The following is a 13,164-nucleotide window of genomic DNA, read 5'->3' as shown; positions in this document are numbered from 1 at the left end:
TCGAAGGAAACGAGCCGGGCCAGGATTTCCTCGCTTGGTGAAAGCGGCATGAACGATACTCCGTGATTGGCGGGATGGCCCGCGATGAAGGTGGTGTCCCGAATCCGGAATTCGCTACAATCACCGACAGCCTGACGTGAAGGCGTCGATCCAGCCGCGCCCCGCGGGAGATCGTCAGGACGGCCGTCTGGCGACCACCGGCACATAGTCCTCGAGGTCGGGCGAAGGGAAGCTGATCGTGCGCCCGGTTTCAGCCGAGCGGTAGAGCCCCATCAGCATCTCGACCACCGCAAGGCCGTCCTCGAACGTCTCGAGCGGCGTCTCGCCCTTGCGGAAGCACTCCACCATGTGCCGGTTCTCGTCCGTGTAGCCGTAGACGCCGGCTTCGTCCTCGAGAACCGGCATCAACCCCTGTTCGGCGTTCTGCTTCTCGACCAGGTCCTCGCCTTCCCCGCCGCTCACCGCGCGTGACATGAAGATCTTGAGACCTGTCGCCAATGAGTTGAATTCCATTGCATATTCCGGCCCGAGCAGTTCGAGCTGGATGCGAAGCCCGGCGCCGACATAACCCCATGAGGTCGTCGCCTCGATCATCAATTCGTTGCCGTCCTCATCCTCCAGCGAGATCGTCGCGCGGGCGAAGTCCTCGGAGGGGCGGTTGCGGTAATCGACCTCCGCGCCGTAGCGCTGGCGCAACTGGTCGGCATAGTTGGGCCGCGTCCATTTCAGGTTGGCGACCGTTCCGTTCACTGATTTCAGGGTCAGGGAGTTTCGCGGCGCGCCGGGGGCCGTCAAGAGGTGGCGCGCCACTTCCACGGAGTGACACATCATGTCCGACAGGACGCCGCCGCCTTGCTTGTCACCCTGCCAGAACCAGGCCTCGTGCGGGCCGGAATGCTCCTCGGCCGCGCGCGCCAGATAGGGCCGGCCGGTGGTTGACGCCGCGCGCCGCCAGATGATCTCCTTGCCGCGCAGCACCGGCGTGGCGAACACCTGATTCTCCAGATAGCCGTGGTTCAGGCCGGCATCCTCGGCCAGGCGCAGCATTTCGCGCGCTTCCGAGATCGTACGGGCAAGGGGTTTTTCGCAGGCCACCGCAATGACCTTCGAGCGGCCGGCCTTCACCTCGCCATGCAGGACCCTCATGATGTCGAGGCGCGTGTGATTGGGAGACGCTATCCAGATCGCATCGACGTCATCGGCCAGGAAGAGGGATTCGAGGCTTTCATGCGCCGTGCAATGGCCGAGACCGAGTTCGTTCGCCCGTACGGCAAAGCCTTCGCGCCGCGCCGCGGTGCGGCTGTAGACGCCGGTGACGTCGACATTGCGTACGCCGATCATCGCCTGGAGATGAAAATCGGCGATGAAGCCCGATCCGACGAAGCCGATGCGCAGTTTCTCGCGTGTCTGGCCGTTCATGTCCTACTCCTTGATAGCGTTGTCTGACGGTACTGTCCGCCGACCCGATATTCCGTTCGCCTGCACGCGGGCCGACGCGGCGCGCTTCGGCGGCGCCGTCGTCTCGCGCAGCTTCAACTCCGTCGGCAGGATGATCGGCGTTCGATCCTTGGCTTCCCCCGACATCATGGCCGAGAGAAGTTTCATCGCCTGTCGGCCGATCTCCCATCGAGGCTGGCTGATGGTGGTCAGTGGCGGGTAGAAGGCTTCGCTCAGATAGATGTCGTCGAACCCGACAACCGACACGTCGCCGGGAACGGCAAGGCCAAGCCGGTGGAGCTGGTGAATAACGCCGAAAGCCATTTCGTCGTTGGCGGCAAAGATGGCGGTGGGCGGCTCTGTGAGCGCCATCAGCCTGTCGCAGCAGTCGCGGCCGGAATTCAGCAGGTAGTCGCCGCGCTGCACATAATCCGGCGGCACGCCGATCCCCGCTTGCGCCAGCGCCCTGTGATACCCGGCGCGCCGCCTGACGGACATGATTTCGGGAACCGGGCCGGAAATATGCGCGATCCGCCTGTGACCCAGCTCGATCAGATGTGACACGGCTTCGGCTGCCGCGGCCTCATTGTCGATCTGGACATGCGGAAACGCGCTGTTTTCGATCATCTCGAGCGCCACCACGACCGGGAGCGCCTGGGCCGGGTCGATAGCCGGGGGCAGCTTGCCCGTCATGAGGATCATGCCGTCGGCATGGCCGTCCCGCAGCATGTCGAAATATTCGATTTCACGCTCCGGGTCGTCCTCGGTGTTGCCCATCAGGACCGAGTAGCCGGCGTCGCGGGCCGTTGCCTCCATGCCCTTGAGGACCTCGAGGTAGAACGGGTTGCCGACGTCGCGAACCACGAGCAGAACCGCCATGGAACGCCGCGTTCGCAGCCTACGGGCGCTGACATTCGGCCGATAGTCGAGCCGCTGCGCGGCCTCGCGGATGCGCGTCAGGGTCGGTTCGGCCACGAGCCCGGAATCCGACAGCGCCCGCGAGACCGTTGCCGGAGAAACGCCGAGTTCCTCGGCGATGTCCTTTATTTTCGGCCTGCGCCTCATGTCCGCAGCGCTTTTCCTCTGCCGTAGAACAGCATGAGGACGAGGAGCGTGGCGCCAAACACCATCTGCCGGCCTGATTCGTCGATGTTCACGGTTGTGAGGATGCTCTGCAGAATCACCAGGAGGACCGCCCCCGCCATCGTGCCGGTATAGCCGCCCTTGCCGCCGGCGAGCGGCGTGCCCCCGAAGACGACCGCGATGATGGAGGGCAGCATGTACTGCTCGCCCACATTGGCGAAGGACGACCCGGAATAGCCCAGCAGGCAGATGCCGGCGATGGCCGCGAAGACGCCGGAGAGCACGAACAGCGAAACCCGGATCACCCCGACCGGAACGCCGGCCATGAAGGCCGAATGCTCGTTCGAGCCGATTGCATAGATCCTTTGGCCGAAGACGGTGCGTTTCAGCAGGAAGGCCATGAACAGGCCGATGGCGATCCACAGCCAGATGATGCCCGGCAGCCCGAACAGGACGGGCTGGGTGACGAATTCGGAAAGGCCGGGCGCGGCCTTGCCGGAGGGGATTCCCTGGCGAATCACCACCAGCAGCCCCTGCAGGACGCCGAGCATGCCGAGCGTCATGACCAGCGGCGGAATGCGCAGCAGCGTGACCCCGAGCCCGTTCGCAAGGCCGAAGAACGCGCCGGCCGCGATGCAGCCGAGGATCGCAACGGGAATCCCGGCATTCGATCCATCCATGAGATTGCCCGCGATGATCGCGGACAGCGACACCACGCCGCCGACCGAAAGATCGATCCCCTCGCGCCCGCCCAGGATGACGAGGTTCTGGCCCGCCGCGACGATGCCGAGCAGGGCCGCCACGATCAGGAGCCGCAGGATCTGTTGTCCCGATGCGAAGCCCGGCGAGAGGGTTTCGCCGAGCAGCAGCAGGGCGGCGATGAGCGCCAGTGCGACGACCAGCGGCTGCTTGAAGAATGCTACGGCAGACATCATCGCCGCGCCATCCTGCCGACGAGAACGCCGATCATCAGGGCCAGGAGAATGGCGAGCCCCTGAACGAGATTCTGCCATTCCGACGGCGTGCCGATGAAATAGACCAGTGAGTTGATCAGCCCGATGATGAGAGCCCCGACGACCGAGCCGACCACGGTGCCGAAACCGCCGGACAGGGCGCTGCCGCCGAGAACCGCGGCGGCGACAGAGAACAGCGTCATCTTGCCGCCCACAAGCGGGTCGCCGCTGGCGGTATCGCCGGTCACGCAGAATGCCGCCAGGGCCGAGAACAGGCCGCACAACGCGTATCCCTTGATGCGGATGGCGGTGACGGGCAGTCCGGTCTGGAATGCGGCCGGCGCGTCGTCGCCGACCGAAAGCAGATGCGTCACGAGCCGCGTGCGCGTCAGGGCGAAAAGGAGGGCCGCGAGCACTGCGACAACGTAGAAGACGAACGGAACCTGGAACAGGCTGCCGCCATAGGTCCGCCAGAAGGCCGTGGGCGCGGGCGTGCCGGCGACCGGCATGACGTAGAGCGCTAGACCGGTGAAGAAGATGCTCGTTGCGAAGGTGGCCACGATCGCCTGGAGCCGGAAGGCCGCCACGACGATGCCGTTGACCACGCCGCAGGCCAGGCCGACGGCGAGCCCCGCCGCCATCGCGCCGAAGATCGGCAGCGCGCCGCCGCCCCATTGCTGCATCAACGTGATGACGACGACATTGACGAGCGACAGGATGGCGCCGACCGAAAGGTCGATGTCGCCGGCATAGACCACATAGGTCTGGGCAACCGCCAGCAGCATGAGCGCCAGATAGGTTTTCACCAGGCTGGTGATGCCGATCATGCTGACGCTGCGCGGCTGATAGATGCCGTTGAGGACCAGAAGAACGATGAGGATGATCAGCGCCGGAAGGAACGGGAACCGTTCGAAGAAGCGCTTGATCGAGCCGGAGCGATGGGCCGGTGACGCCGTGTCGACCGTCATGCCGCAGCCTCGTATGCCGCTTCGTAGAGGTTGTAGCGCGTCCGGTCCGTGCCGGTGAGCTCGCGCGTGATGCGCCCGCCGTTGAAGACGAGGATGCGGTCGGCATTGACGAGGAGTTCGGCGTCCTCGGAGGAATAAAGAACGATCCCCAGCCCTTGCGCCGCCAGTTCGCGGATCAGCGAGAACAGGTCCGCCTTTGCCGACAGGTCGATGCCCTTTGTCGGATCATCGAGCAGGAGAACGTCCGGCCTGTCGATGAGCCAGCGCGCGATCACCACCTTCTGCTGATTGCCTCCCGACAGCGAGCCGATCGGCAGCGCGAAGCCGCCGAACTTCGTGCGCAGCGATCCCATGGCCGGCTGCGCCTTTGCGCGCAGGGCCGACGGTCGCGCCAGAAACAGCCTTTCCCGCAGGAAATGGACGGGCGTCAGGTTTTCCAGGATCGGGCGGCCCTGGATGATGCCGTCACGGCCCCGGTCGCCCGACACATAGGCGATGCCGTGCGTGATCGCCTGGCGCGGATTTTTCGGGGTGAAACGCTCACCGCCGAGAAGGACCTCGCCGCTGTCGACCGTGGAGGCACCGAAGATCGCGCGCAGGACGGCGGACTGACCCTGGCCGTGGAGACCGCCGAAACCGAGGATTTCGCCCTTTGCCACCTGAAAGCTGACATCGGCGAAGCCGGGGCCCGTCAAATGCTTGCCGGTGAGCGCGGCGTCGCCTGCCGACGGCTGCGCGGCGGATGCGGGGGCTTGGCGCTCGACGAGGTCTTCCTGCTCGCCGACCATCAGGTGAATGACTTCGGCGGGCTTGGCCTCCGAAATGCGCGAGGTGCCGACGGTCGCGCCGTCGCGGATGACCGTCACGCGGTCGCCGATGGCGAAGATCTCGTCCATGCGGTGCGAGATGAAGACCATCGCGCGGCCGTTCTCCTTGAGACGGCGCAATATCTCGAAGAAGCGCTCGACCTGCGAGCGGTCGAGCGCCGAGGTCGGTTCGTCGAAGATGAGAATGGGCGCTTCGGTGGCGAGCGCCTTCATGATCTCGACAAGCTGGCGCTGGTCCGCGCGCAGGCTGTCGACGGTCGCATCGGCGGAGAACCCTTGGCCGGTTACCCCGTCGAACAGGGCGATGTAGCGCGCGGCGCGCTGCGAAAGCGCCTTGCGGTCAATGAACGGCCCGCGCATGGGAAGGTCGGGCAGGCAAATGTTCTCCTCCACGGTGCGATGGCCCGCGAGGCTGAGCTCCTGGTAGAAGATGCCGATACCGAGCGCCTTTGCCGCTTGCGGTCCGGTGACGGTCACCGGATTTCCGTCCAGCAGCACCTCGCCGGAATCCGGCTTCACGCTGCCGGCAACGATCTTGCAGAGCGTGCTCTTGCCGGATCCGTTCGATCCGATCAGCACGTGCACTTCGCCCGCCTCCAGTTCAAGATCGCCGCGGCTGAGGGCCACGGTCGCGCCATAAGACTTTGCGACGCCGCTCAGCTTCAACTTGGACATGCCATTTCCTGACAATATGGGGCGCGGGCAAGGTGCCGCGCGCCCCAATCGCGGTAGGAGGGCTGCTACTTGAACAGCGCTCCCGCTTCGTCGATCGAGAGCGAGTCGGTATAGGAATAGTAGCCCGGATTGCCTTCGATCTCGGTTGCCACTTCCTCGACATTGTCGCCGCCGATGAAGGGGATATCGAGATAAAGCGCGTTGCCGTACTGGCCGGCCTCGGCCGGTTCTTTCAACTCACGCCCTTGCAGCAGGTAGACGGCCACATTGAGCGCGCTCGCCATGACGCCGGGCGGATTGACCGAGGCGCCGGAGTTGAAGTCGTTCTCGATCCACAGGTCGATGAAATCCTTGCGGATTTCGCCGGTGGCCGCGATGCTGTCGACTTTCTCGGCATCCATGATCGAGCGCCATGCGCCGGCGGCCATGCCGTCCTGCACCCACACGCCGTCGATGTCGGGATAGGTCGCAAGGATGTTCTGCATGGCCTGCTGGCCCTGCGCCTGATCCCAGTTCGCGTTCACCTCATTGACGATCTCGATGTCGGGATAGCCCTCGAACACCTCGCGATAGCCGGCGACGCGCATTTCGTTGGCCGGATGACCGGCGACGCCGTTAATCGCCACCACGTCTCCCTTGCCTTCGAGCGTTTCGGCAAGCCATTTCGCGCTCGCTTCGGCCCATCCCTTCTGGTCGATGCCGACATACATCGCATCGGGCGAGGAGACTTCGGCGTCGGTGGAAATCACCAGGATGCCGGCTTCCTTGGCCTGGGCGAAGACCGGGTCGAACGCGGTCGGGCTGTTGGGATTGATGATGATCGCGTCGACGCCCTCATTGATGAAATTGCGGACATGGGCGATCTGGCCCGGCACGTCGACATTGGCACTCTGGACCAGCACCTCGATTTCGACGCCTTGGTCCTTCCATGCTTGTGCGGCGGCCTGCGCCTCTTCGATCATCTGGGTGCGCCACTCGGACCCGACCCAGCCGTTCGACAGGCCGATGGTGAAATCCTGCGCCTGGGCGGCAATCGTCGTGAGAGCGAATGCCGAGACGGTGGAAACGATGAGCGTTTTGAGATTTGCCACAAGATACCTCCCTTACCTTGGCTCGACCGAATACATACACACAATGAAATCGATTTCAACGGCCTCGTTGGCATTCCACCACGGTCATGGCCGTTCATGGGTGAGACCGCCCCGATCGACCGGATTTGATCGGTGCAGTCGCCTTCGACCGGATTGTTCTTGTCGAGCAGGCGGATGCGCCTCGCCTTTGCATCATAGTGATACAATGCGGGTCAGGACCGCGGTCTACGCTTCGTCGTCCTGAAGTCCGTATGAGGCAAAGCTTTTGTGTGTCTCTTCGATCTGCGCATCGGAAAGCAGCACCGGGCCGCCGATCAGCAGCGCATGATAGTACTGCTTGGCGATCGTCTCGAGCTCGACAGCCGTCCACATCGCCTTTTCCAGCGTCGATCCGAGAGCGATCATGCCGTGATTGGCCAGCAGGCAGCCGTTGCGGCCTTCGAGCGCCTTCAGCGCCTCGGCGGAAAGCTCCTTTGTGCCGTAGCGGGCATAGCCGGCGCAGCGCACGTCGTTGCCGCCGAAGGCGGCGACCATATAGTGGCAGGCGGGGATGGGCTTGCGCGCCATGGCGAGGACGGTCGCATAGGTCGAATGCGTGTGCACGATGGCGCCGACATCGGGGCGCGCCCGCATGATGTCGAGGTGAAAGCGCCATTCCGAAGAGGGCTTCAAAGGGCCGGACCATGAGCCATAGTCGCGGTCGATGGGCATGGCGGCGATGTCTTCGGCCTTCATGGTGGCATAGGGCCGGCCACTCGGCGTGATGAGCATAGTGTCGCCGGCACGGGCGCTGATATTGCCTGAGGTGCCCTGGTTAAGCCCGGAAGCGTTCATCTCGATGCAGTGATCGACGATCGACTGGCGCAGGGCGTGCTCGTCCATGAATGGGCCTTCTTTCGCAGGGCTCAACGGTACAGGTTCACGGATCAGGCTGCCGCCTTCGCCCGGTCAGGGAACAGGTCGGCCAGCCCTTGCGCGGAAGCCTCGGTCACGCCGCGTTCGGTGATGAGACCCGTCACCAGCCTTGCCGGCGTGACGTCGAAGGCCGGATTGCCTGCCGGTGTGGCGTCCGGCGATATGCGGACCTGTTCCACTCTGCCGTCGGCATTGCGTCCCCAGACCAGCGACACCTCGTCGCCTGAACGCTCCTCGATGGGGATCTCTTTTACGCCGTCTTGGACGGTCCAGTCGATCGTCGGGGAGGGGAGGGCCACATAGAATGGCACGCCGTTGTCCTCCGCCGCCAGCGCCTTCAGATAGGTGCCGATCTTGTTGCAGACGTCGCCGCGCGCGGTGGTGCGGTCGGTTCCCACGATGACCATGTCCACCTTTCCGCGCTGCATCAGATGGCCGCCGGCATTGTCGACGATCAATGTGTGCGGCACGCCGTGGCCGGCCATCTCCCAGGCGGTCAGGTGCGCGCCCTGGTTGCGCGGGCGGGTCTCGTCGACATAGACGTGAACGGGGATGTCCTGCTCCATCGCCAGATAGATCGGCGCGGTGGCCGTGCCGTAATCCACCGTCGCAAGCCAGCCCGCGTTGCAGTGGGTCAGGATATTGACCGGTTCGCCGGGTTTCTTCGTGCTGGCGATCTTGCGGATGATTTCGAGCCCGTGCCGACCGATCGAGCGGTTCAGGTCGACATCCTCGTTGGCGATCCTGGCCGCGCGCGCGTATGCCGCCGCCGCCCGCTCGGCCTCGGGCAGGGGGCACAGCAGATTGGACATCTCGTCGAGCGCCCAGCGCAGATTGATGGCCGTCGGGCGCGTGGCGTGCAGGTCCCGCCATACGGCGTCGAGGGCCGCATCGGACGGGTCTTCACGCATGCGGATGGCGACGCCATAAGCCGCTGAAACGCCGATCAGCGGCGCCCCGCGCACCCACATGTCGCGAATGGCGGTGGCGATGCCGTCCACCGTACGCACGTTCTCGACACGGAACTCGTGCGGCAGCCAGCGCTGGTCGATGAGATCGACCGACCAGCCGTCATCGTTCAGCCAGATGGTGCGGTAATGGGTGCCTTCAACGTTCATGATTGCCTCCCGGTCAGGACACTGCGGCGCTCTCGTCGAGCTGTTGCGCCAGGTGATTGATCTCGGCAAGCGAAGCGATGTGGCGCCGGTTCACGGCAATGTGGCGTCCGAACCGCAATGCCGCCGCTTCGCAACCCGCCCTCAACCCGGTATCCTCGATCTCTTCGAAATCCGCATTGTGGGCGAGACCGAGGATACGCCGGTGCATTTCCACGCCGGCAAAGCCGAGCATGTCGGTCCAGACCTCGTGCAGCACATGGCCGAGCGCCTGCTCGGCTGCGAGCGTATCGCCCTGATCCTCGTAGAGGCTGCGGTGGTACAGCATGCCCGTGCGCTCCGTGCGCCACAGCCGGGCAAACTCCGCCCGGAAGGTGGTCCACGTCTCTTCGATTACCTTCAATAGATAGGCTCGCATCGAGGCACGGGAACCCCCGGCCTCGTGGCCTTTCTGGGAGAAGAAGGCCATCCAGTAATTGGCCAACAGCATACCGACGTCGAAGGCGATCGGGCCGTAGAAGGCGAATTCCGGATCGATGACCCGCGTGTCTTCGCCCGTAACCATCACCGAGCCCGTATGCAGGTCTCCGTGAACCAGCGTCTCCGCCTTCGAAGCGAAGAGATGCTTCATCCTTTGCGCTTCCACCTTGAGGTCGCGGTCGGCCCTCAACTCGGCCACCAGCGGGTCGAGCTCCGGCGTGTGCCGGTTCATCGGAGCGTCGAAATAGGGATCGGTGAAGACGAGATTTTCCGTGATGTCGCAGAGTTCGGTATTGTCGGCGAACAGGGCCAGATCCGTCTTGCGGGCGCGGGTCTCCATGTGGAGGTCCGAGCCACGGAAAAGCGTCCGCGCCATGAAGAGCCCGAGATCCTCGGCGATCTTCGGCAGCTCTTCACCCTTGATCAGGGCGCGCCGCAAAATGATGTGCGGCGACAGATACTCCATGACGATCAGAGCCTGCGCTTCGTCGAAATAGTAGACTGCCGGCACGGTGCCCGGCGCCCGTTCTGCCTGCCGGGTAAGTGCGTGATACTCGAAAAAGGACCGCTTCAGGGGCAGGGGCCAGCTGTCGCCAACGAGCCGCACATAGGGGAGGGCCTGCTTGACGACGACGCTGCCTTTCTCGCCGTCGACGATGAAGACGAGATTGAGATTGCCGTCGCCCACTTCCTGCACCGTCCAGCGCTCCGGTTCCGGCCCCACTTTGTCGGCTACGGCGGCAATTGTGCTCAGCCGTGCCGGCAGGGTCTCCACCGTCAGTGGCTGGAACGACGACTTCTGCATGCTCTCCTCCCACTTCTGGCCGGCTGTCGCGTCGAAAACATCGCTACGCTAGCAAGGCTCTGTCATTTGTCAATGATGTTGACAAATGATTGAAGGGTGCTAGCGTCACGCTGGGAGGAGATCATGGCAGACGACGCCATTTTTCGCATTGCTGGTCTTGGCAAGGCATTCGGCCCCAACGCGGTGCTGAGAGGCGTGTCGCTGGAACTGCGCGCCGGCGAGGTCACGGTGTTGATGGGCGCCAACGGCGCCGGAAAGTCGACGCTGGTCAAGGTCATGAGCGGCGTTCATCACGCCGACGGCGGCAGCATGCAGCTGGGCGGCAACCCGTTTGCGCCCGCTACGCCCGCCGAAGCCATGGGCGCCGGCGTCGTCACGGTGCACCAGAATATCGACGACGGCGTGGTCGGCGCATTGGATGTCGCCACCAACCTCGTTCTCGACCAACTCAACGCCGCCGGACAAGGTATCTTCTTCAACCCGCGCAGCATACGGCGCAGGGCGCGCGAGATCGCCGACCGCATGGGGCTCGAACTCGATCTTTCCGCCGAGGTCGCGGACCTTTCCCTTGCCGACAGGCAGATGGTGGCGATTGCCCGCGCCATGGCGCATCGGCCGCGGGTGATGATCCTCGACGAACCCACTTCGTCGCTGTCGAGCAACGAGGCTGAACGCCTCTTCACCCTGATCGAACATTTGCGCGCCCAGGGCGTCGCCATTCTCTACATCTCGCATCGCATGTCGGACATCCGCCGCGTGGCCGACCGTATCGTGAGCCTGCGAGACGGCCGCATCGTCGGGCGCTTCGAAGACCGGCCACTCGACTATGAAGGCGCGGTCAACGCCATGCTCGGGCGCAGCCTGGGGCCGCGCAATATCACGAGCAAGGCCGCAACACAGCCGGTATTCGCCGCGGAAGGCCTGCAACTTGTCTCCGGCGCACTCCCCTTTTCGTTCGAACTCGGCGCCGGAGAGGTGGTGGCTGTCGTCGGGCTTGTCGGCGTGGGCAAGACGCGGATGGCCGAGACGCTCTTCGGCATCCACGCGCCCGTCGATGGCCAGATGCGCCTCGATGGCCGGCCTTATGCTCCGGCCAATCCTGCCGTTGCGATCCGCGACGGCGTCTTTCTGGTTGCCAAGGACCGCGCCAAGACCGGTATCGTACCCGACTTCAACATCTATCAGAATATGAGCCTGCCCTTCCTGCGGCGCTTTTCGCAATTCGGCGTGGCCCGGCGCCGGGCCGAGCGCGCCGCGGCCCGACGGCAGATCGCCGATCTCAACGTGGTATGCCGGTCGGAACGCGATGAGCCGGCCACCCTTTCGGGCGGCAATCAGCAGAAAGTCGCGGTCGCACGTTGGCTGTCGCAACCCTCGCGCATGCTTATCCTCGACGAGCCGTTTCAGGGAGTGGACATCGCGGCCCGGCACGACATCGCGGCCAAGCTGCGCGAAAGCGCCGCCGACCGGGCAACGCTCCTTTTTCTGACGGAACTCGACGAGGCCCTGGAGACCGTCGACCGCATGCTCGTCATGTCCGAGCACACCATCGTCGGCGAATATCTGAACAGGGAAGGGGATATCGATCGCCTGCTGGCCGACGTGGCGGGTGGTGGACGAAGTGCGGCGTGATGGAAGGAAGAGGTTAGCCCATGGATAGCAATCTGGCCGAAAAGCCGGCCGCCGCAATGCCCGAGACAGGAAGCGTCCGCCCGCGCCTGCCCATTCGTGCACTTCTCATCCGCTACGGTTTTCTGGCGCTGCTTGCCGGCCTCATCATCTTCTTTTCGCACGCCACGCGCGGCTTCGCCTCGCCGCAGGCTGCCGTCTTCATCCTGCAGTCGGTCTCGATCACCGGCATCCTGGCGCTGGGCGTGACCGCCACGCTGGTTGTCGGCGGCTTCGACCTTTCCATTGGCTCCATCGCCACATCCGCCATGATGGCGGCGGCCTATGTCATGGTGGTGCTGGAACAGAACGCCCTGGTGGCGGTGCTGGCCTGCCTCGCCATCGGCGCGCTTGTCGGCCTCATCAACGGCATCATCATCTGCTACATGCGCGTGCCGGACCTGCTGGCCACGCTTGGCATGATGTTCCTGCTCATCGGCCTGCAGCGCATTCCCACCGAAGGCCGCTCCATCGCCGCCGGCATGACCATGCCTGATGGATCAACCGCGCAAGGTGCGTTCAGCCCGGCCTTCCTGGCACTCGGACGCCACCGCTTCGATCTGTTCATCCCGAACCTGGTGCCGGCCGCCGTGGTGGTGCTGATCGTGCTCGCGGTTCTTATCTGGTTCTTCCTCGAATACACGCGCTTCGGCCGCATGATGTATGCCGTCGGCTCGAATGCGCGCGCCGCGGAGTTCGCCGGCGCGCCGGTCAAGGCCTACAAGATCTGGGCCTATGTGATCTCCGGCATGTTCGCCTCCATTGGCGGTATCCTGCTGGCAGCGCGCCTTGGCCGTGGCGATATCGCCTCGGGCAACAACCTTCTTCTCGATGCCGTCGCCGCCGCCCTGATCGGCTTTGCCGTTCTGGGGGCGGCCAAGCCCAATGCCTTTGGTACGGCGATCGGCGCACTTTTTGTGGGCGTGCTGCTGCAGGGGCTGACGATGATGAACGTGCCCTACTACACGCAGGATTTCGTCAAAGGCGCGGTTCTTGTCATCGCACTCGTATTCACGTTCGCCTTGCTCGGTCGCAATGGCCGCTAGAGCAATTCCAGGAGAAGTGGAAGCCGGTTTTCCGTCCGGAATTGCGTCAAATCAAAGAGTTGGATCGGTTCATCGATTCCGTGGAGCGATGAACCGATCCA

At 64.2% G+C, this 13,164-nt stretch carries 11 protein-coding genes; 2 read left to right on the top strand and 9 right to left on the bottom strand.

The window, feature by feature from the left end; translation table 11 throughout:
- Positions 1-174: 174 nt before the first annotated feature.
- The 9 genes from GM909_RS24770 to mtnK all read right to left on the bottom strand — a co-directional run bounded on the left by GM909_RS24770 (position 175) and on the right by mtnK (position 10,349).
- A complete protein-coding gene (locus GM909_RS24770; RefSeq protein WP_157020209.1) occupies positions 175-1,419 on the bottom strand; it encodes a Gfo/Idh/MocA family protein in 1,245 nt (414 codons plus the stop codon).
- 3 nt (positions 1,420-1,422) lie between these two features.
- Positions 1,423-2,502, bottom strand: coding sequence for a LacI family DNA-binding transcriptional regulator (locus GM909_RS24765; protein ID WP_157020208.1), 1,080 nt, complete (start codon positions 2,500-2,502; stop codon positions 1,423-1,425).
- On the bottom strand, positions 2,499-3,455 hold the full coding sequence (locus GM909_RS24760) for an ABC transporter permease (RefSeq protein ID WP_157020207.1): 957 nt from the start codon (positions 3,453-3,455) through the stop codon (positions 2,499-2,501). Before GM909_RS24760 ends, GM909_RS24765 begins: the two co-directional genes overlap by 4 nt.
- Positions 3,452-4,441: an ABC transporter permease gene (locus GM909_RS24755; protein ID WP_157020206.1), complete on the bottom strand. Its 990-nt coding sequence runs from the start codon at positions 4,439-4,441 to the stop codon at positions 3,452-3,454. Before GM909_RS24755 ends, GM909_RS24760 begins: the two co-directional genes overlap by 4 nt.
- Positions 4,438-5,943: a sugar ABC transporter ATP-binding protein gene (locus GM909_RS24750; protein ID WP_157020205.1), complete on the bottom strand. Its 1,506-nt coding sequence runs from the start codon at positions 5,941-5,943 to the stop codon at positions 4,438-4,440. The genes GM909_RS24755 and GM909_RS24750 overlap by 4 nt, the downstream gene beginning before the upstream one ends.
- A 65-nt stretch (positions 5,944-6,008) precedes the next feature.
- A complete protein-coding gene (locus GM909_RS24745) occupies positions 6,009-7,013 on the bottom strand; it encodes an ABC transporter substrate-binding protein (RefSeq protein ID WP_407941360.1) in 1,005 nt (334 codons plus the stop codon).
- Between the two features lie 246 nt (positions 7,014-7,259).
- Positions 7,260-7,916, bottom strand: coding sequence for a class II aldolase/adducin family protein (locus GM909_RS24740; protein WP_157020203.1), 657 nt, complete (start codon positions 7,914-7,916; stop codon positions 7,260-7,262).
- Between the two features lie 44 nt (positions 7,917-7,960).
- Complete coding sequence (gene mtnA, locus GM909_RS24735; protein WP_157020202.1) at positions 7,961-9,067, bottom strand: S-methyl-5-thioribose-1-phosphate isomerase; 1,107 nt, start codon at positions 9,065-9,067, stop codon at positions 7,961-7,963.
- 13 nt (positions 9,068-9,080) lie between these two features.
- On the bottom strand, positions 9,081-10,349 hold the full coding sequence (mtnK, locus tag GM909_RS24730) for an S-methyl-5-thioribose kinase (RefSeq protein WP_157020201.1): 1,269 nt from the start codon (positions 10,347-10,349) through the stop codon (positions 9,081-9,083).
- Positions 10,350-10,472: 123 nt separating this feature from the next.
- On the opposite strand from mtnK, the gene GM909_RS24725 reads away from it, so the two are divergent.
- The gene (locus GM909_RS24725; RefSeq protein WP_157020200.1) at positions 10,473-11,981 is read left to right on the top strand and encodes a sugar ABC transporter ATP-binding protein; all 1,509 of its coding nucleotides are present in this window, start codon (positions 10,473-10,475) and stop codon (positions 11,979-11,981) included.
- A 56-nt stretch (positions 11,982-12,037) separates the two neighbouring features.
- Entirely contained in the window at positions 12,038-13,063 is a 1,026-nt protein-coding gene (locus tag GM909_RS24720; RefSeq protein ID WP_157020212.1) for an ABC transporter permease, read from the top strand.
- Positions 13,064-13,164: the final 101 nt, after the last annotated feature.

Source organism: Mesorhizobium xinjiangense (genome assembly GCF_009749525.1).
GTDB lineage: Bacteria > Pseudomonadota > Alphaproteobacteria > Rhizobiales > Rhizobiaceae > Mangrovimarina > Mangrovimarina xinjiangensis.
The sequence above is the reverse complement of the archived record's forward strand: the minus strand, read 5'-3'. Positions and strand labels throughout refer to the sequence as shown.